The 18,892-nt window shown below is 74.5% G+C and carries 21 protein-coding genes; 13 read left to right on the top strand and 8 right to left on the bottom strand.

Translation table 11 applies throughout. The features are described 5' to 3' along the window. Positions 1 to 60: 60 nt before the first annotated feature. The 6 genes from PH191_RS16635 to PH191_RS30110 form a co-directional block, all read right to left on the bottom strand. Complete coding sequence (locus PH191_RS16635; protein ID WP_274195727.1) at positions 61 to 1,329, bottom strand: sulfate adenylyltransferase subunit 1; 1,269 nt, start codon at positions 1,327 to 1,329, stop codon at positions 61 to 63. Beyond that, positions 1,329 to 2,246, bottom strand: a complete 918-nt coding sequence (gene cysD / locus PH191_RS16630) for a sulfate adenylyltransferase subunit CysD (protein WP_274195726.1) — start codon at positions 2,244 to 2,246, stop codon at positions 1,329 to 1,331. Before cysD ends, PH191_RS16635 begins: the two co-directional genes overlap by 1 nt. Next, positions 2,243 to 2,986, bottom strand: a complete 744-nt coding sequence (locus PH191_RS16625; protein ID WP_274195725.1) for a phosphoadenylyl-sulfate reductase — start codon at positions 2,984 to 2,986, stop codon at positions 2,243 to 2,245. Before PH191_RS16625 ends, cysD begins: the two co-directional genes overlap by 4 nt. Then, complete coding sequence (locus tag PH191_RS16620; protein WP_274195724.1) at positions 2,983 to 3,141, bottom strand: Insertion element protein; 159 nt, start codon at positions 3,139 to 3,141, stop codon at positions 2,983 to 2,985. The genes PH191_RS16625 and PH191_RS16620 overlap by 4 nt, the downstream gene beginning before the upstream one ends. Next, on the bottom strand, positions 3,138 to 4,910 hold the full coding sequence (locus PH191_RS16615) for a nitrite/sulfite reductase (protein WP_274195723.1): 1,773 nt from the start codon (positions 4,908 to 4,910) through the stop codon (positions 3,138 to 3,140). The genes PH191_RS16620 and PH191_RS16615 overlap by 4 nt, the downstream gene beginning before the upstream one ends. Positions 4,911 to 5,019: 109 nt before the next feature. Continuing rightward, the gene (locus PH191_RS30110; protein ID WP_420791816.1) at positions 5,020 to 5,103 is read right to left on the bottom strand and encodes a putative leader peptide; all 84 of its coding nucleotides are present in this window, start codon (positions 5,101 to 5,103) and stop codon (positions 5,020 to 5,022) included. A gap of 427 nt (positions 5,104 to 5,530) precedes the next feature. On the opposite strand from PH191_RS30110, the gene hemW reads away from it, so the two are divergent. Continuing rightward, positions 5,531 to 6,766: a radical SAM family heme chaperone HemW gene (hemW, locus tag PH191_RS16610; protein ID WP_274195722.1), complete on the top strand. Its 1,236-nt coding sequence runs from the start codon at positions 5,531 to 5,533 to the stop codon at positions 6,764 to 6,766. 194 nt (positions 6,767 to 6,960) lie between these two features. On the opposite strand, the gene PH191_RS16605 is transcribed toward hemW, so the two are convergent. Continuing rightward, positions 6,961 to 7,371, bottom strand: a complete 411-nt coding sequence (locus PH191_RS16605) for a helix-turn-helix transcriptional regulator (RefSeq protein WP_274195721.1) — start codon at positions 7,369 to 7,371, stop codon at positions 6,961 to 6,963. A gap of 42 nt (positions 7,372 to 7,413) precedes the next feature. Between PH191_RS16605 and PH191_RS16600 the strand changes: the two genes are divergently transcribed. From PH191_RS16600 to era, 11 genes are all read left to right on the top strand, one after another. Then, positions 7,414 to 7,716 carry a hypothetical protein gene (locus tag PH191_RS16600; protein ID WP_274195720.1) on the top strand — a complete coding sequence of 101 codons (303 nt, stop codon included), beginning with the start codon at positions 7,414 to 7,416 and terminating at the stop codon, positions 7,714 to 7,716. Between the two features lie 32 nt (positions 7,717 to 7,748). Further along, a complete protein-coding gene (gene hrcA / locus PH191_RS16595; RefSeq protein ID WP_274195719.1) occupies positions 7,749 to 8,822 on the top strand; it encodes a heat-inducible transcriptional repressor HrcA in 1,074 nt (357 codons plus the stop codon). A 56-nt stretch (positions 8,823 to 8,878) separates the two neighbouring features. Further along, positions 8,879 to 10,036 (top strand): molecular chaperone DnaJ, encoded by a 1,158-nt coding sequence (gene dnaJ / locus PH191_RS16590; protein WP_274195718.1) that lies wholly within the window; start codon positions 8,879 to 8,881, stop codon positions 10,034 to 10,036. 98 nt (positions 10,037 to 10,134) lie between these two features. Further along, positions 10,135 to 10,848 (top strand): 16S rRNA (uracil(1498)-N(3))-methyltransferase, encoded by a 714-nt coding sequence (locus PH191_RS16585; protein WP_274195846.1) that lies wholly within the window; start codon positions 10,135 to 10,137, stop codon positions 10,846 to 10,848. A gap of 2 nt (positions 10,849 to 10,850) precedes the next feature. After that, positions 10,851 to 11,771 carry an alpha/beta hydrolase gene (locus tag PH191_RS16580; RefSeq protein WP_274195717.1) on the top strand — a complete coding sequence of 307 codons (921 nt, stop codon included), beginning with the start codon at positions 10,851 to 10,853 and terminating at the stop codon, positions 11,769 to 11,771. Positions 11,772 to 11,808: 37 nt separating this feature from the next. Then, a complete protein-coding gene (locus tag PH191_RS16575) occupies positions 11,809 to 12,912 on the top strand; it encodes a PhoH family protein (RefSeq protein WP_274195845.1) in 1,104 nt (367 codons plus the stop codon). A 26-nt stretch (positions 12,913 to 12,938) separates the two neighbouring features. Next, positions 12,939 to 13,493: an rRNA maturation RNase YbeY gene (gene ybeY / locus PH191_RS16570; RefSeq protein WP_274195844.1), complete on the top strand. Its 555-nt coding sequence runs from the start codon at positions 12,939 to 12,941 to the stop codon at positions 13,491 to 13,493. Beyond that, positions 13,490 to 14,983 carry a hemolysin family protein gene (locus PH191_RS16565; protein ID WP_274195716.1) on the top strand — a complete coding sequence of 498 codons (1,494 nt, stop codon included), beginning with the start codon at positions 13,490 to 13,492 and terminating at the stop codon, positions 14,981 to 14,983. Before ybeY ends, PH191_RS16565 begins: the two co-directional genes overlap by 4 nt. Continuing rightward, positions 14,976 to 15,368 carry a cytidine deaminase gene (locus tag PH191_RS16560; RefSeq protein ID WP_274195715.1) on the top strand — a complete coding sequence of 131 codons (393 nt, stop codon included), beginning with the start codon at positions 14,976 to 14,978 and terminating at the stop codon, positions 15,366 to 15,368. The genes PH191_RS16565 and PH191_RS16560 overlap by 8 nt, the downstream gene beginning before the upstream one ends. Then, on the top strand, positions 15,365 to 16,648 hold the full coding sequence (gene lhgO, locus PH191_RS16555; protein ID WP_274195714.1) for an L-2-hydroxyglutarate oxidase: 1,284 nt from the start codon (positions 15,365 to 15,367) through the stop codon (positions 16,646 to 16,648). The genes PH191_RS16560 and lhgO overlap by 4 nt, the downstream gene beginning before the upstream one ends. Continuing rightward, positions 16,635 to 17,537 (top strand): GTPase Era, encoded by a 903-nt coding sequence (gene era / locus PH191_RS16550; protein WP_274195713.1) that lies wholly within the window; start codon positions 16,635 to 16,637, stop codon positions 17,535 to 17,537. The genes lhgO and era overlap by 14 nt, the downstream gene beginning before the upstream one ends. A gap of 75 nt (positions 17,538 to 17,612) precedes the next feature. On the opposite strand, the gene PH191_RS16545 is transcribed toward era, so the two are convergent. After that, on the bottom strand, positions 17,613 to 17,978 hold the full coding sequence (locus PH191_RS16545; RefSeq protein ID WP_274195712.1) for a nuclear transport factor 2-like protein: 366 nt from the start codon (positions 17,976 to 17,978) through the stop codon (positions 17,613 to 17,615). 55 nt (positions 17,979 to 18,033) lie between these two features. Here PH191_RS16545 and recO point away from each other — a divergent pair, with 55 nt between their 5' ends. Then, positions 18,034 to 18,876, top strand: coding sequence for a DNA repair protein RecO (gene recO, locus PH191_RS16540; RefSeq protein ID WP_274195711.1), 843 nt, complete (start codon positions 18,034 to 18,036; stop codon positions 18,874 to 18,876). Positions 18,877 to 18,892: the final 16 nt, after the last annotated feature.

Below are 18,892 nucleotides of genomic sequence, written 5' to 3'. Positions count from 1 at the left end.
CTCGCTCAGCGAGCGAGCGGTACCAGCCAGTGACCGCGGGCACCTGCGGCGGCGCCGCACCTAGTCGAGGGCGGCCGCCACGAGCGGGCGGCCGACGAGGCCCGCGCCGAGGGTGTCGCCGGCCTGCGGGTCGACGAGCAGGAACGAGCCGGTGGCGGCGACGACGTCGTAGTCGTCGAGCGGCAGGGGCTCGGACACCGTCAGCGACACCTGGCCCATGTCGTTGATCGCCAGCTCGCCGGGGTCCTCGTCGAGCGTGAGGGTCTCGGTGTCGAGCCGGTGGGTCACCGCGCCCACGAGCGCCTGCACCGTGCGCGTCCCGTGCTTGAGCAGCAGGCGCGCGCCGGGCTTGAGCGGCTTCTCGTGCAGCCACGCGAGCGTCGCGTCGAACTCCGTGACCGGCTCCGGCGCGCCCGGGGCGGCGATGACGGCGCCGCGGGCGATCCCGAGGTCGTCGGCGAGGCGCAGGACGACGCTCTGCCCGTCGTGGGCGGCGTCGAGCTCGCCGTCGAAGGTGTCGATGCCCTCGACCCGGGTCCGCTGCCCGTCGGGCAGGACCATCACCTCGTCGCCGGCGCGCACCGTGCCCGCGGCGATGAGGCCCGCGTAGCCGCGGTAGTCGGGGTGGGACTCGGTGCGGGGGCGCACGACGTACTGCACCGGGAAGCGCAGCGGCGCGGAGTGGTCGGCGCCGGCGACCGGCACCGACTCGAGGTGCTCGAGCAGCGTCGGGCCCTCGTACCAGGGCGTGTTGTCCGAGCGCAGGACGACGTTGTCGCCCTTCTTCGCCGACAGCGGGATCGCCACGACGTCCTCCTCGGCGTAGCCGAGGGCCTCGGTGAGCCCGAAGAACTCCTTGGCGATGCGCCAGTAGGTGTTCTCGTCGTGGTCGACCAGGTCCATCTTGTTGACCGCGAGCACCAGGCGCGGCACGCGCAGCAGGCCCATCACCGCGACGTGGCGGCGGGTCTGCTCGATGATGCCGGCGCGGGCGTCCACCAGCAGCACGGCCAGCGCCGCGGTGGACGCTCCGGTGACCGTGTTGCGGGTGTACTGGACGTGCCCGGGGGTGTCGGCGAGGACGAACGAGCGCCGCGGCGTGGCGAAGTACCGGTAGGCGACGTCGATCGTGATGCCCTGCTCGCGCTCCGAGCGCAGCCCGTCGACCAGCAGCGACAGGTCGGGGTCTCCACCGCCCTGCGTGGCGCGCTCGACGGCCTCCATCTGGTCGGCGAGCACCGACTTGGTGTCGTAGAGCAGACGTCCGACCAGCGTCGACTTGCCGTCGTCGACGCTGCCCGCGGTGGCGAGCTTGAGCAGGTCCGGCATCAGAAATAGCCCTCTCGCTTGCGGTCCTCCATGGCGGCCTCCGAGAGACGGTCGTCGGCCCGCGTGGCGCCGCGCTCGGTCAACCGGCTCTCGCGGACCTCGTCCAGCACCTCGTCGAGCGTCGACGCGTCCGACTCCACGGCGCCGGTGCAGGAGCCGTCGCCGACCGTGCGGTAGCGCACGGTCTTCGCGACGACCTCCTCGTCGTCGCGCGGCCCGAACCAGGGCCCGGAGGTCAGCCACATCCCGTCGCGGGAGAACACCTCGCGCGTGTGCGCGTAGTAGATCGACGGGAGCTCGATGCCCTCGCGCCGGATGTAGCGCCAGACGTCGAGCTCGGTGAAGTTCGACAGCGGGAACACACGCACGTGCTCGGCGGGCTTGTGGCGCCCGTTGTAGAGGTTCCACAGCTCGGGCCGCTGGCGCGACGGCTCCCACTGGCCGAAGGCGTTGCGGAGGCTGAACACGCGCTCCTTGGCGCGCGCCCGCTCCTCGTCGCGACGCCCGCCGCCGAACACCGCGTCGTGGCGGTGCTCGGCGATGGCGTCGAGCAGCGGCGTGGTCTGCAGCGGGTTGCGCGTGCCGTCGGCGCGCTCCTCGAGGCGCCCGTCGTCGATGTAGTCCTGGACGCGCGCCACCTCGAGCTCGAGGCCGTAGCGCTCGACGACGGCGTCCCGGAACGCGATGACCTCGTCGAAGTTGTGCCCGGTGTCGACGTGCAGCACCGGGAACGGGATCGGCGCGGGCCAGAACGCCTTGCGCGCGAGGTGCACGAGCAGCATCGAGTCCTTGCCGCCGGAGAAGAGGATCACCGGGCGGTCGAACTCGCCCGCGACCTCGCGCATGATGTGGATCGCCTCGGACTCGAGGGCGTCGAGCTGGTCGGTGTGGAGCGTCTCCACCGCGGCGGCGGTCATCCGTGCAGCCCGCACTCGGTCTTGGAGAAGCCCGCCCAGCGCCCGCTGCGCGGGTCGGCGCCCGGGGCCGGCTTGGCGGTGCAGGGCGCGCAGCCGATCGAGGGGTAGCCCGCCTCGACCAACGGGTTCACGAGCACCGCGTGCTCGCGGATGTAGGCGTCCATCTGCTCATCGGTCCAGTGGGCGATCGGGTTGATCTTGACGAGGTCGTGCCGCTCGTCCCAGGTGACCAGGGGCGTCGCCGCGCGGGTCGGCGCCTCGACGCGGCGGACGCCCGTGACCCAGGCGTCGTACCGCGCCAGGGTCGTGCGCAGCGGCTCGACCTTGCGCATGTTGCAGCACGCGCCGGGGTCGACGTTGAAGAGATCCTTGCCGTACGTCGCGTCCTGCTCGGCGACCGTCAGCTCGGGCTCGGCCTGGACGATGGTGACCCCGTAGGTCTGGGCCACCGCGTCGCGGGTGCCGAGGGTCTCGGCGAAGTGGTAGCCGGTCTCGAGGAACAGGACGTCGACGCCGGGACGGGCGGCGGCACCCAGCTCGACGAGTACGGCGTCCTGCATGTTCGAGGCGACGATCAGGTCCTCGCCGAACGTCTCGGCGGCCCAGGCGAGGATCTCGCGGGTCAGGTCCTCGTGGCTCCCCGGATCTGATGCGGCGGTGCCCTCGCGGGCCGCAAAGCGCTCGCCGGCGGCGAGCGCCTCCGCGCGCAGATCGTCCCGCGTGCCTGTCGTGGTGGTCATGCGGATCCTCTCGCCGGAGCCGGTACCGGGGTGACGACGAAGGTGCTGCGGCAGTCGGCGCACTCCCAGGCGCCCGCCGGGGTCTCAGGGGTCTCTTCCCGGGGACGCAGGTCCTGCTCGCCGCAGTAGGGGCAGTACTGGAGGGCCAACCTCATGTCAGCTGTCCTTCTTCCGCCCGGACGACCCACTGGGCGAAGCGCTCGCCGGCCTCGTGCTGCTCGGCGTAGGCGCGCACGACGCGCTCGACGTAGTCGCCGAGGTCGGCGGAGAGCACCTTGTGGCCGCGCAGCTTGCGGCCGAAGCCGGCGTCGAGGCCGAGCCCGCCGCCGAGGTGCACCTGGAACCCGGCGGCCGGGTGGCCGTCGGCGTCGTTGACGATCTGGCCCTTGAGCCCGATGTCGGCGACCTGGACCCGCGCGCAGGAGTTCGGGCAGCCGTTGAGGTGGATCGACACCGGGTGCTCGAGATCGTCCTGGACGTCGGCGAGACGCCGGTCGAGCTCCTCGACGAGCTCGCCCGCGCGGTTCTTGGTGTCGACGAACGCGAGCTTGCAGAACTCCAGGCCGGTGCAGGCCATGGTCGCGCGGCGCCACGGCGTCGGGCGGGCCGGGAGGCCGAGGTGGTCGAGCGCGGCGGTGAGCCCGTCGAGCTTGTCGGTGGGCACGTCCAGCACGAGGATCTTCTGGTACGGCGTGAGCCGGACGCGGCCCGACCCCGCCTCCTCGGCGGCCTTCGCGACGCCGACGAGCGTCGACCCGCTGGTGCGCCCGGCCGGCGGGGCCACGCCGACGTAGTGGTTGCCGTCGGTCTGGTCGTGGATGCCGATGTGGTCGATGGTGCCGGCGATGGCCTCCGGCGCTGGGCCGTCGAGCATCTTGCGGCCCAGGTACTCGTCCTCCATGACCTGGCGGAACTTCTCGGGGCCCCAGTCGGCGATGAGGAACTTGATGCGCGCACGGGTGCGCAGGCGGCGGTAGCCGTAGTCGCGGAAGACCTGCACCACGGCGTGCCAGACGTCGGCGACCTCGTCGAGCGGCACCCAGGCGCCGAGACGCACGGCGAGCTTCGGGTTGGTCGAGAGCCCGCCGCCGACGTGCACGTCGAAACCCGGGCCGTGCTCGGGGTGGACGACCCCGACGAACGAGACGTCGTTGACCTCGTGGGCGACGTCCTGCTGGCCGGAGATCGCGGTCTTGAACTTGCGCGGCAGGTTGGCCAGCGAGCGGTCACCGATGAAGCGCTCGACGATCTCCTCGACGGCCGGGGTGCCGTCGATGATCTCGTCGGCGCTGATCCCGGCCACGGGGGAGCCGAGGACGACGCGGGGGCAGTCGCCGCACGCCTCGGTGGTGTAGAGGTCCACGGCCTCGAGCCGGCGCCAGATCTCCGGCATGTCCTCGACGCGGATCCAGTGCAGCTGGACGTTCTCGCGGTCGGTGACGTCGGCCGTGTCGCGGGCGAAGGTCTGGGAGATCTCGCCGATGACGCGCAGCTGCTCGGTGGTCAGACCGCCGCCGTCGACGCGCACCCGCAGCATGAAGTGCGGCGCGTCGAGCTCCTCCTCGTCGACGTGCCCGGTGTCGGTGCCCGGGAAGCCCTCGGCGCGCTGGGTGTAGAGCCCCATCCAGCGGAACCGTCCGCGCAGGTCCGCCGGGTCGATCGAGTCGAAGCCGCGGTGGGCGTAGATGTTCTCGATGCGCGCCCGCACGTTCAGCGGGTGGTCGTCCTTCTTGGACTGCTCGTTCTTGTTCAGCGGCTCGCGGTAGCCCAGCGCCCACTGGCCCTCGGCCTTGCCCTTGCGCGCCCGGGCCGGCTTGGGCTTCGGCGGGGCGTCCTCGGTGGCCCCGGGATGACGCAGCGGGGTGGTCTCCGCGTACGACTCCTCCGAGGTCGTGGCGTTCTCGGACGAGGGGGCGTCAGCCATGGGTCGGGGTTCCTCCGGGGTGGTGCACGGGCGCGCGCAGGCATCACGAGGTGGCCCTCGATGCGGTGGCGCGCGGGACCCGCTGGGATGTGGTGGCGGTGCTTCGCGCTCAGTGAGCCCGGCAGAGGGAGCTCGCGAGGCGCACGAGGTCGACGTGACGTCGGCTCACGAGGAGCAGTCCGGTCGCGCGCACGGCTCCCAGACTGCCACGAGGAGGGGGTCTTTCTCCACGTGACCTTCGCCCACAGTCCTGTTGCGCGCCGGGGACGGCGGCCGGCGGCGGGGTCGGGAGTGTCAGCGGCGTGCCGTCGCAGACATTGAGTGTCCGTATCGCCACGCACTCGCTCAGTGGTCGGAGCGCACGCACGTCGACGGCGCGCGCCGGGGTCCGCGACGAGCAGGTGGCAGTCCTCGCCGGCGGCGTCTGACCGTGGCCGACGGCGGGGGCGGACCCGCCGACGGTGCGCTGCACCCCCACGAGGTCAGAGACATGCGGAGCCCTCTCGGCATGCCGTCGGACGCTAGTGGCGTGATCGTCGGGGGTGGACCACGGCAAGCGCGCGACGGGACCACTGATTGCGCCGGACGGTCCCGCCACGAGCGGGGGGCACACTGGATCCGTGCCTTCCGTCCCCCCGTCCGGCGAGCCGGCGCCTCCCGACGGCGCCCTGCCGGCCTCGTCGCTCACGGGGCTCGGCACGCGACCCTTCGGGATCTACGTGCACGTCCCGTTCTGCGCGACCCGGTGCGGCTACTGCGACTTCAACACGTACACGGCGTCCGACCTGGGCCTGACGTCGTCCGACGACCCCGCCTCGCCCGCCTCCTGGCTCGAGGGCCTGCGCCGTGAGCTCGACCTCGCCGCGCGGGTGCTCGGGACGCCCCCGGCCGCCGACACCGTCTTCCTCGGCGGCGGCACGCCGTCGCTGCTCGGCGCGGAGGGCCTGGTCGCGGTGCTGGACGCCGTCCGGAGCTCGTTCGGCCTGCGGCCCGGCGCCGAGGTGACCGCCGAGGCCAACCCCGAGTCGACGACCCCCGAGCTCCTCGCCGCGATCACCGACGCCGGCTACACCCGCCTGTCCCTGGGCATGCAGTCCGACGTCGACCACGTCCTGGCCGTGCTCGACCGCCGGCACACCCCCGGCGCCGCGGCGCGGGTCGTGGGGGAGGCCCTCGAGGCGGGGATCGGGCACGTCAACCTCGACCTCATCTACGGCACGCCGACCGAGACCGACGCCGACCTGCGGCGCTCGCTGGACGCCGTGCTCGCCTCCGGTGCCGACCACGTGTCGGCGTACTCCCTGATCGTCGAGGAGGGCACCGCACTGGCCCGCCGGGTGGCGCGCGGCGAGCTGCCGATGCCCGACGACGACGTGCTCGCCGACCGCTACGAGATCGTCGACGACACGCTCGGTGCCGCCGGGTTCGGCTGGTACGAGGTGTCGAACTGGGCGCGTTCGGCCGACGCCCGCTGCCGCCACAACCAGATCTACTGGGGCGGCGGCGACTGGTGGGGGGCCGGACCGGGCGCGCACTCCCACGTCGGCGGGACCCGCTGGTGGAACGTGCGCCACCCCGCCCGCTACTCGGCCGCGCTCGCCGAGGGGCGCTCGCCCGCGGAGGCCCGCGAGCGCGTCACGCCGGAGGAGGCCCACCTCGAGCAGGTGCTGCTCGAGCTCCGCACGGTCGACGGCCTCGCGGCCGAGGCACTCGACGGGCCGGGCCGGGCTGCCGGCGAACAGGCCGCCCGGGAGGGTCTGCTCGCCCCCGACGCCTGGGCCGGGGGGCGCGCGGTGCTCACCCGCCGGGGCCGGCTGCTCGCCGACGGGGTCGCCATCTCGCTGGCGGGGGCCTGAGGGTCGCGCTCCGGGTCGGGTCGCCCCACAACCCCGAGCTCGACTCGTCCGATCCAGAAGCTTCGGAAATCGAAGCATCCTGCGGTCCCGCTCGGCGGGTCGGAGGTGCGGTCCGCGGCGGCGTCCACCCATGACGGGACGACCTCGGTGCCGGAACCCGCGCTGAGCGCGGGTCTCGCCACCGACGTGGCGTCTCAGCGCCCGAGTGCGGCGCGCAGGTCGCCGAAGAGCTCGCTGCGCGTCGCGGACCCGAGCCGGTGGCGCAGGCGGGCGACGTGGTGCTCGACGGTCTTGGCCGACAGGAACAGCCGGGCGCCGATCTCCCGGTAGGTCAGGCCCTCGACGACCAGGGCGGCGACCTCCCGCTCGCGCTCGGTCAGGGCGACCCGGGGCGTCGGGTGGTCCGGCCCGGCGTCGTCGGCGACGGGCTCGGTGGCGGGGTTCAGGTCGCGCGCGCAGGCCAGGAGGGCCGAGATCGCGCGCCGGTCGGTGGTGCGCAGCGCCGCCTCCCCGGCCAGGCGCGACCCGTCCCAGCCGAGGCCCGCGGCCCGCAGCCCCGTCGCCGCGGCGGTGACCTCGTCGGGGTCGACGTCCCCGGCGAGCACGCGGAGCCACACCCCGGCGGCGCGGGCGGGGGCGACCGCCTGGTGGCTGGTGAGCGCGGCGGCGGCCAGGGCGTCGGCGTGGCTCGTGGCGAGGTCGGCGAGGTCGAGGACGCCCGCCGGCTGCTCGGCGGCGACGGGCCGTTCGCCCCCGCCCGCCTCGGCGCCCCGCCCGACCTCCCGGAGGCCGACGTCCGCGGCCTCGCCCTCGACGCCCTCACCCGCTGGCGCCGGGCCGGCGAGGACCCCCGGGCCGACCGCGCCCGCACCGACCTCGCCCGCGTCGTCGCGCGCAGCGTGGAGGGCATCCTGGCAGCGGTGCCGGCGACGGAACCGGCGCTGCCCTGACGCCCCCACCCGCCCGCCGCACCTCGCCTACCATGGAAGGTCGGGACGTCAGCCGGGACGTCACGGAGGCTCGGGAGGTGGACGCGGTGAACGCCGAGGAGCGCCGCGTCGCCGTCCTGCGCGCGATCGTCGCCGACTTCGTGGCCACCAACGAGCCGGTCGGGTCGAAGGCCCTCGTCGACCGTCACAACCTGGGCGTCTCGAGCGCGACGGTGCGCAACGACATGGCGGCGCTGGAGGAGGAGGGCTACATCGCCCAGCCCCACACCAGTGCCGGGCGCATCCCCACCGACAAGGGCTACCGGCTCTTCGTCGACCGCCTGCACCAGGTCAAGCCCCTCTCCGGGGCCGAGCGCCGGGCGATCACGCAGTTCCTCGAGGGCGCGGTCGACCTCGACGACGTGCTCAAGCGCAGCGTGCGGCTGCTCGCGCAGCTCACACGCCAGGTGGCCGTCGTCCAGTACCCGACGCTGTCCCGCTCGACCGTGCGCCACCTCGAGGTCGTCCGGCTGACCCCGGCCCGCCTGATGCTGGTGCTCATCACCGACGCCGGACGGGTCGACCAGCGCGTCGTCGACCTCGGTGACGTGCTCGACGAGGAGGACGTCGCGCGGCTGCGTGCCCTGCTCAACCACTCGCTGGTCGGCCAGCCCCTGGCCACGGCCTCGACGAGGATGTCCGAGCTGCCCGAGGACGCCCCCGACGGCCTGCGCTCCCCGCTGCTCAGCGTGGCCGCGGTGCTGGTCGAGGCCCTGCTCGAGCGGCCCGAGGAGCGCCTGGTGCTCGGCGGCACGGCGAACCTCACCCGGGCGGGCACCGACGCCGGCGCGCTGCGGGGGATGCTGGAGGCACTCGAGGAGCAGGTGGTGGTACTCCGTCTGCTCACCTCGGCGAGCGACCCGGGCACCGTGACCGTGCGCATCGGCGAGGAGAACGAGTCCGAGGACCTGTGGAGCGCCGCCACGGTGTCGATCGGTTACGGAGCGGGGACTACTGCCCTCGGCGGCATGGGCGTCGTCGGGCCGACGCGGATGGACTACCCCAGTGCGATCGCGGCGGTGCGTGCGGTGGCCCGCTACGTCGGTGAGATCGTCGGGGGACGCTGAACGCTCGCCTCGCAGGGCGGCGACAGCACGCAACGACAGGACGGACGAGGACCAGCGTGGCGAAGGACTACTACGGAATCCTGGGCGTGTCCCGGGACGCTGACGACGGCGAGATCAAGCGGGCCTACCGCAAGCTCGTCCGGGAACTGCACCCCGACGTCAATCCGGACGACGAGACGCAGGCGAAGTTCCACGACGTCAAGAGCGCCTACGAGGTCCTCACCGACCCGCAGAAGCGGCGGATCGTCGACCTCGGCGGGGACCCGCTCGAGACCGCCCGTGGTGGCGGTGGCGGTGGCGGTGGCTTCTCCTCGGCCGGCTTCGGCGGGCTGGGCGACATCATGGACGCGTTCTTCGGCGCGGCCGGCGCCACCGGCGGCCGCGGCCCGCGCAGCCGCGTCCAACCCGGCGAGGACGCGCTGATCCGCATCGACCTCACGCTCGAGGAGTGCGCGACGGGCGTCGCCCGCGACCTCACCGTCGACACCGCCGTGCTCTGCGAGAAGTGCCACGGCGGCGGCGCCGAGCCGGGCACGCACACCGAGACCTGCGACACCTGCGACGGCCGCGGCGAGATCCAGAACGTGCAGCGCTCGTTCATCGGCCAGGTCGTCACGGCGCGGGCCTGCCCGGTCTGCCGCGGCACCGGCGAGATCATCCCGAGCCCCTGCAACCAGTGCGGCGGCGACGGGCGCGTGCGCTCGCGGCGGACGGTCACCGTGCAGGTGCCGGCCGGCGTGGGTGACGGCATGCGCATCCGGATGGCCAGCCAGGGCGAGGTCGGCCCCGGCGGCGGGCCGGCGGGCGACCTCTACATCGAGGTCTCGGAGGAGCGCCACGAGTACTTCACCCGCGACGGCGTCGACCTGCACTGCCACGTCAGCCTGCCGATGACCGCGGCGGCGCTCGGCACCACGCTCCCGCAGCGCACCCTCGAGGGCGACGAGGAGCTCTCGATCGAGCCCGGCACGCAGGCGAACACGACGATCACCCTGCGCGGCAAGGGGATGCCGCGGCTGCGGTCCACCGGGCGCACCGACGGGCGGGGCGACCTGCTCGTGCACCTGGACGTCCAGGTCCCCGACCGGCTCGACGCGCGCCAGACCGAGCTGCTCCGCGAGCTCGCCGAGCTCCGCGGGGAGGAGCGCCCCGACCTCGCCGCGCACCGCAACGGTCTCTTCGGCCGGCGGCGGTCGGGTGGCCGCGCTCGGTGAGCCAGAGCTCGGACCCGGATCGAGGAAGCGGCTTTCCTGGCGTTGAGTGCAAGCGTGGACGCAGCGCTGGCACGGCGGCCGCCTGGACCCGCCCGGCGCTGTTCTGGGTCGACGACGTGCCGGCCAGGGGCGAGGTCGTCCTCGACGGGCCGGAGGGCCGGCACGCCGCGGACGTCCGCCGGGTGCGTGCCGGCGAGGTCGTGCTGCTCGGCGACGGCGCCGGCACGCGGGCGCGCGCCGAGGTGGTCGACGTCGCCAAGGGGTGCGTGACGACGACGGTGCTCGAGCGGCGCCACGACGAGGAGCCGGCGCTGCGCGTCGTCCTCGCCCAGGCGCTGGTCAAGGGCGACCGCGGGGAGCTCGCGGTCGAGACGGCCACCGAGGCCGGGGTCGATGCGGTGCTGCCCTGGCGCGCCGAGCGCAGCGTCGCCCGCTGGGACGACGGCCCCCGCGGGGAGAAGGCCCTCGCGCGCTGGCGCACCACCGCCCGCGAGGCCGCCAAGCAGGCCCGGCGGGCGCGGGTGCCCGACGTGGCCGCCCCCGTGACCACCCGCGAGCTGGCCGACCGCGGCGCGGCGATGCTCGTCCTCGAGGCCACGGCCGCCGAGACACTGACCGGCGTCGCGCTCCCGGACGACGGCGAGCTGGTGCTCGTCGTCGGCCCCGAGGGCGGGGTCACCGACGACGAGCGCGCGGTCCTCGCCGGCGCCGGGGCCCGCGAGGTGCGGATGGGCCCGGACGTGCTGCGCACCTCCACCGCGGCCGCGGTCGCGCTCGGTGCCCTGGGTGCCCGGACGGCGCGGTGGGGGTGAGCATGCCGCGACGGACCCTTCTCGGTGCGGTCGGACTCGGGGGCCTCGGCGCGGCGCTCGGCCTGGCCGCGTGCTCGACCGTCCCGACGCCGGGCGGCGGCGTGCAGATCCCCGCCACCCAGCCCGGCACCCCGACGCCGGGCCGGCTGAGCTACGGCGCCGACCCCGCCCAGTACGGGGTGCTGCACCTCCCGCCCGGCGACGGCAAGTCCCTGCCCGTCGTCGTCGTGGTCCACGGCGGCTACTGGCGGTCGTCGTACGGCCTCGAGCTCGGCACCCCGCTCGCTGTCGACCTCACCAACCGCGGGGTGGCGGCCTGGAACATCGAGTACCGCAGGGTCGGATCCGGCGGGGTCGGGGCGGGCGGGGGCTGGCCGACGACGTTCACCGACGTCGCCGCCGCGATCGACCTGCTGCCCGAGGCGGTGCAGAAGGCCGCGGCGGGCCGCCTGGACCTCGACCGCGTGGTGTTCCTCGGGCACTCCGCGGGCGGGCACCTGGCCACCTGGGCCGCGAGCCGCGACCGGTTGCGTGACGGCTCGGTGGCCGCCGCTCCCCGCGTCCGCCCGGTCGGCACCGTCGCCCAGGCCGGGGTGCTCGACCTCGTCGCCGGCGCCGCCGAGGGCCTCGGCGGCGGCGCGGTGGTCGACCTGCTCGGGGGCACGCCCGCGACCGTCGCCGACCGCTACGCGCTCGCCTCGCCCGCGGCCCTCGTGCCGGCCGCCGGCCCGGTCGTCTGTGTGCACGGCGACGCGGACACGATCGTGCCGCTGGACCAGTCGCAGCGGTACGTCGACGCCGCGGTGGCGGCCCGGGGCGACGCCCGTCTGCGGGTGGTGCCCGGCGCCGACCACTTCGCCGTGATCGACCCCGCGCAGCCGGCGTGGACCGCCGTGCGCGCGGAGGTCGAGAGCCTGCTGTGAGCGGCGGTCCGGGGCCCGGGGCCCGGGCGGTACGATGATGGAGTACCGACGACGGCGAGGAAGCAGGACTGTTCAGCACGTGACCGGTGACGGAACCTCCCGGATCGTGGTGCCCGAGGCGGCGCTGCTGGCGCTGCTGGGCAAGCGCGACGAGAACCTGCGCGAGGCCGAGAGCCTGCTGGCCGCCGACGTCCACGTCCGCGGCAACGAGCTCACCCTCAGCGGTGAGCCGGCCGACGTGGCCTTCGCCGAGCGGGTGTTCGCCGAGCTGGTCGTCCTGGCCAGCCGCGGCCAGCAGATCGACCCCGACGCCGTGCGCCGCTCGGTGCGCATGCTGCAGGACGACAGCGACGACGGCGGCGACACCGGCACGTCGCCGGCCGAGGTGCTCAGCCTCGACATCGTGTCCCGCCGCGGGCGCACCGTCCGGCCCAAGACGCTGAACCAGAAGCGCTACGTCGACGCGATCGACGTCAACACCATCGTCTTCGGCATCGGCCCCGCCGGCACCGGCAAGACCTACCTGGCGATGGCCAAGGCCGTGCAGGCGCTGCAGGCCAAGCAGGTCAACCGGATCATCCTGACCCGCCCGGCCGTCGAGGCCGGCGAGCGGCTCGGCTTCCTGCCCGGGACGCTCTCGGAGAAGATCGACCCGTACCTGCGCCCGCTCTACGACGCGCTGCACGACATGCTCGACGCGGAGTCGGTGCCCAAGCTGATGGCGGCCGGGACGATCGAGATCGCGCCCCTGGCCTACATGCGCGGCCGGTCGCTCAACGACGCGTTCATCATCCTCGACGAGGCGCAGAACACCACGCCCGAGCAGATGAAGATGTTCCTGACGCGGCTGGGCTTCAACTCGAAGATGGTCGTCACCGGCGACGTCACCCAGGTCGACCTCCCGGGCGGCTCGACCTCCGGCCTGCGCATCGTCCGCGAGATCCTCGACGGCGTCGACGACGTCGAGTTCGCCGAGCTGACCAGCCAGGACGTCGTGCGCCACCGCCTCGTCGCCGACATCATCGACGCCTACGGCCGCTACGACGCGGCCCAGGAGCAGCGGCGCCCCCAGGCCGTCTCGAGCGCCCCGCGCACCGGGCCGCCGGTGGGCCCGCGCAACCGCGAGCGCCGGGGACGATGACCGCACCCGAGCCCGACGGGACCGACATGAGCATCGAGATCGCGAACGAGTCCGGCATGGCGGTGGCCGAGGGCCCGATAGTCGAGGTCGCCCGCTACGCCCTCGACCGCATGGGCGTGAGCCCGCTCGCCGAGCTCTCGATCATGCTGATCGAGCTCGAGCCGATGGCCGAGCTGCACGAGCGCTGGCTCGACGAGCCCGGGCCCACCGACGTCATGTCGTTCCCCATGGACGAGTACGACTCGGCACGCCGTCCGGACGCGCCGTCGTCGGGCCCGGCGCTGCTCGGCGACATCGTGCTCTGCCCGGCGTTCGCCGCCGACCAGGCCGCCACCGCGGGCCACGGCCTCGACGACGAGCTGCACCTGCTCACGGTCCACGGCGTGCTCCACCTGCTCGGCTACGACCACGCCGAGCCCGACGAGGAGCGCACGATGTTCGGCCTGCAGGCCGAGCTGCTCGCCGACTGGCGCACCCAGCGCGCGGCCGCGGCGCGCTCCGCCCGCGAGCGGGCCGCGGACGACCGTCTGCTGGGCACCGTGGGCCTCGGGGACGACGCCGCCGGCGGCGCGACGCGGTGACGGGGTCGTTGGTCGGCCAGCTCGTCGCGGCGATCCTGCTGGTGCCCCTGGCCGGGGTGTTCGCGGCGGCCGACGCGGCCCTATCGACGGTGTCCCGCGCCCGCGTCGACGCCCTGGTCCGCGAGGGGGCCACGGGCTCGAAGGCGCTCGCCGCGATCGTCGCCGACCGTCCGCGCCACCTCAACCTGCTCCTGCTGCTGCGGGTGGCCTGCGAGGCGACCGCCGCGGTGCTCGGGGCGTTCGTCTCGCTGCAGCTGATCGGGCCCGACGGGCTCGCGCTGCTGGTCGCGGCGCTGATCGTGGTGCTCGTGTCCTACGTGCTGATCGGCGTCGGGCCGCGCACCCTGGGTCGCCAGCACCCCTACGGGCTCGCGCTCGCCGTCGCCGGGCCCGTGCGGATGCTCGCCCGCCTGCTCGGTCCGCTGGCCACCCTGCTGATCCTCGTCGGCAACGCGATCACGCCAGGGCGCGGCTTCCGCGAGGGGCCGTTCTCCTCCGAGGTCGAGCTCCGCGAGATGGTCGACATGGCCGAGGCCGGCGGGCTCGTCGACGACGACGAGCGGGCGATGATCCAGTCGGTGTTCGACCTCGGCGACACCCGCGTGCGCGAGGTGATGGTGCCCCGCACCGAGATGGTGTGGATCGAGCGCGAGAAGAGCGTGCGGCAGGCGCTGGCCCTGGCGCTGCGCAGCGGGTACTCCCGCATCCCCGTCATCGGGGAGAACGTCGACGACACCGTCGGCGTGGTCTACCTCAAGGACCTCGTGCGACGCACCGTCGACCACGGGGACACCCCCCGCGGCGCCGGTGCGGGGGCCGGCTCGGTCGGCGAGGTCATGCGCCCCGCCAACTTCGTGCCCGACTCCAAGCGCGCCGACGCCCTGCTGCGCGACATGCAGCGCGACCGCAACCACATGGCGCTCGTCGTCGACGAGTACGGCGGTACCGCGGGCCTGGTGACCATCGAGGACCTGATCGAGGAGATCGTCGGGGAGATCACCGACGAGTACGACTCCGCCGAGCACCGCCCGCTCGAGCACCTCGACGAGTCCACGTGGCGGGTCGCCGCGCGCCTGCCCGTCGAGGACCTCGAGGAGGCCTGCGACGTCGAGTTCGACGTCGAGGACGTCGACACCGTCGGCGGCCTGCTCGCCCAGCGCCTGGGCCGCGTGCCGCTGCCCGGCGCCGAGGCCGAGATCGCCGGCCTGCGCCTGCGCGCCGAGGGCGGCGAGGACGCCCGCGGCCGGATGCGGATCCGCAGCCTGCTGGTCTGGCGTCCCGCGCCGGACGAGGACCCGGTGCCCACCGACGACGCCCCGGCCCGTTCCGCCGACGGGGCCCCCACGAATGGCGCCCACCGCGACGGCGACGATGGGGACGACAGGGACGACGGGGAGCGCCCCGACACCGTGACCCCCACCTCTGGCGACCCCACCCCGGGCGACCTGGCCCAGACCGGCGCCCGCGACGGAAAGGACGACCGTGGCTGACGCCGCTGCGACCCTCGCCGAGCCCGTCGCCCCCGACGCGCTCGATCCCGAGGACGCCAAGATCGTCACGCTGGCGCGCTCCGCCCGGGCGCGCACCGGTGCGGCCCACGGCGCGGCGGTGCGCGACCTCGACGGCCGGACCTACGCCGCCTGCACCGTCGCGCTGCCCTCGCTGTCGCTCACGGCGCTGCAGGCCGCGGTCGCCGCCGCCGTCGCCGCCGGGGCCCCGGGGCTCGAGGCCGCCGCGGTGGTCGGCGTGCAGGACCTCGCCAGCGGCTTCGACGACCCGGGCCTCGCGGCCGTCGCCGACGTCACGGCCGGGGCGACGGTGCTGGTCGCGGGCCCGGACGCGTCGGCGGTCCACCGCGTGCAGGGCTCGGCGTGACCGGGCCGGCGACCCTCCCGGTGACGGGCAGCCCGCGCCACGACGTCGTCGTCGTCGGCGGCGGGATCGTCGGGTTCGCGGTGCTGCACGAGCTGCTCGCGGCCGGGCACACGTCGGTCGCGCTGGTCGAGCGCGAGGACACCCCGGGCACGCACCAGACCGGCCGGAACTCCAACGTGATCCACTCCGGGCTGTACTACGCGCCCGGGTCGCTCAAGGCGCGCCTCGCGGTCGCGGGCTGCGCGGAGACGAAGGCGTTCTGCGCCGAGCACGATCTGCCCTGGTCGGAGTGCGGCAAGGTCGTCGTCGCCACCGAGGAGGCGGAGCTGCCGCGGATGGCCGAGCTCGTCCGCCGCGGGCGTGCGAACGGCGTCGAGGTCACCGAGCTCGACGAGGCCGGGGTCCGCGAGCGCGAGCCCGCCGTCGCCGCGCTCGCCGGGCTCTGGGTGCCGTCCACCGGGATCTGCGACTACGGCGCGATCACCCGCACGCTCGCGCGCCTCGCCGTCGACCGCGGCGCCACCGTGCACACGGGGCGTGCGGTGACGTCGGTGACCCGGCGACGCCGCGACGCCGTCGTCCACACCGACCGCGGCGACCTGCTCGCCGGCCAGGTCGTGGTGTGCGCGGGCCTGCGCTCCGACGAGATCGCGCGGGCCTCGGGCTTCGACCCCGGCGTGCGCATCGTGCCGTTCCGCGGCGAGTACTCCGACCTCGTCGGACCGCTGGCCGACCAGGTCCGCGGGCTCGTCTACCCCGTGCCCGACCCGGCCTTCCCGTTCCTCGGCGTGCACGCCACCCGCGGGGTCGACGGGTCGGTCCACGTGGGCCCGAACGCGGTGCTCGCCCTGGCCCGCGAGGGCTACGACTGGCGGACGCTGCGGGTGCGCGAGCTCGCCGGGACGCTGGTCGACCCCGGGTTCGTCAAGCTCGCCGGCAAGCAGTGGCGCTACGGGCTGGGGGAGATGCACCGCTCGCTGTCGAAGCGCGCGATGGCCGCCGCGGTCGCCCGGATGCTGCCCGGCGTCACCGCCGACGACCTGCGGCCCCCGCACGACGTCGCCCGCCGCGCCGGGGTGCGCGCGCAGGCCGTCCGGCCCGACGGGTCGCTGGTCGACGACTTCCTGTTCGTGCAGGACGGGGACACGGACTCCGGCACGGGCGAGGGACCGGCGGTGCTGCACGTGCTCAACGCCCCCTCCCCGGCGGCCACCGCGGCCCTGCCCATCGGGCGCGAGATCGTGGCGCGGCTCGAGGGGAAGTCCGTTGACGCAGCCTGAGACGCCTGAGGGCTTCCGGTCCGGGTTCGCCTGCTTCGTCGGCCGCCCGAACGTCGGCAAGTCGACGCTGACGAACGCGCTGGTGGGGTCGAAGGTCGCGATCACGTCCTCGCGTCCGCAGACCACGCGGCACGCGATCCGCGGGATCGTGCACCGTGAGGACGGCCAGCTGATCCTGGTCGACACCCCCGGCCTGCACCGCCCGCGCACGCTGCTGGGCGAGCGCCTCAACGACGTGGTGCGCACGACCTGGGCCGAGGTCGACGCCATCGGCTTCTGCGTCCCGGCCGACCAGACGATCGGGCCCGGCGACCGGTTCATCGCCGGCGAGCTGCGCGAGATCGCGGGCCGCACCCCGGTGCTGGGCGTGCTCACCAAGACCGACCTCGTGAAGCCCGAGGTGATCGCCGAGCGCCTGCTCGCCCTGCAGGAGCTGGCGGAGTTCGCCGAGATCGTCCCCGTCTCGGCCACCGGGAACGTGCGGATCGACCTGCTCACCGACCTGCTGCTCGCGCAGATGCCGCCCGGCCCGCCGCTCTACCCCGACGGCGACCTCTCCGACGAGCCCGAGACGACGATGATCGCCGAGTTCGTCCGCGAGGCCGCGCTCGAGGGCGTGCGCGACGAGCTCCCGCACTCCCTGGCCGTCGTGGTCGAGGAGATGACGCCCGGCAAGGTCCTCACGATCCGCGCCGAGATCTTCGTGGAGCGGGACAGCCAGAAGTCGATCGTGATCGGCAAGGGCGGCTCGCGGCTCAAGCACGTCGGCACCGAGGCCCGCCGCCAGATCGAGGCGATGCTCGGCGAGAAGGTCCACCTCGACCTGTTCGTCAAGGTCGCGAAGGACTGGCAGCGCGACCCCCGCCAGCTCCGCCGCCTGGGCTTCTGAGCACTTGTCAGTGCAAGCCCTGCGTCCTCGCTTGCACTGGGTGCCAGGAAAGCCGCTTCGTCGCTCGCGTCCCGATCAGCCCAGGAGCGCGAACAGCGGCGCCAGCTGGCCGGTGTCGACGTACTCCTCGATCCGCGTGACCATGCCCTCCTCGACGTGGACGACCAGCGCCGCCGGGGCCCGCAGCGTCGACCCGTCGGGCAGCGTCCCGGTCACGACGTACTGCGCGTAGCCGTCGCCGGCGCGCAGCTCGGTCATCGTGAAGTCCGGGACCACCGTCCGGATCGCCACCAGCGACGCGAAGGTGTCCGGCACCGTCGGGGCCTCGACCTCGTCGAACGAGTGCCAGGTGACCGCGCCGGGGGCGAACAGGCCCTCCGGCGGCGTCGAGGAGGGATCGGCCAGGGCCTCGACGACCTGCCGCGCGATCGTTCCGCTCATCCCCGGAGCCTCCTACAGGACGTGATCGCGAACCACCCCGTGCGACGATGACCGCGTGGGCTTCTATCGCGACACCGGCGTGGTGCTGCGGCTGCAGAAGCTCGGCGAGGCCGACCGGATCGTCACGCTGCTGACCCAGCGTCACGGCAAGGTCCGCGCGGTCGCGAAGGGCGTGCGGCGCACCAGCTCGCGGTTCGGCGCCCGGCTCGAGCCGTTCGGTCACGTGGACCTCCAGCTGCACACCGGCCGCAGCCTCGACATCGTCACCCAGGTGCAGACCCTCGACGCCTTCGGCGGCGGGCTCACCGGCGACTACCCGCGCTACACGGCGGGGTGCGCGCTGCTCGAGACCGCCGACCGGCTCGCGTCCGAGGAGGGCGAGCCCGCCCGCGAGCTGTTCCTGCTGCTCGTCGGGGGTCTGCGGGGGCTGGCCGGCGGCGTCCGCGACCCCTACCTCGTGCTCGACGCTTTCCTCCTGCGCGCGATGGTCATCGCCGGCTGGGCGCCCGCGATCACCGAGTGCGCCCGCTGCGGGATGGAGGGCGAGCGGTACCACCGGCGCTTCTCGGTGCCCGCGGGCGGCGCGGTGTGCGAGGGCTGCCGCCCGTCCGGCGCCGTCGTCCCGTCCGAGGAGACGTGGCGGCTGCTCGAGGCGCTGCGCGACGGCGACTGGGGCACCGCGGAGGGCACCGATCCCGCCGCCCGCCGCGACTCCGCGGGCCTCGTCGCCGCCCACCTGCAGTGGCACCTCGAGCGGACCCTGCGCTCCCTCCCGCTCGTCGACCGCCGCGGCGGCATCCCCCGCGTCGACCTGGCCGGGGGCATCCCGGCGACGGTGGAGGGTGCGCACGACGACGACGAGCCGGCCCTCCGCGACGGACCGGGAGTGACCCTGTGAGCCCCCGCCTGCGCCC

Origin of the sequence: Actinomycetospora callitridis (assembly GCF_028737265.1) — a bacterium.
GTDB lineage: Bacteria > Actinomycetota > Actinomycetes > Mycobacteriales > Pseudonocardiaceae > Actinomycetospora > Actinomycetospora callitridis.
Note: the sequence above shows the minus strand (reverse complement) of the source record. Positions and strands in the feature narration are given on the sequence as shown.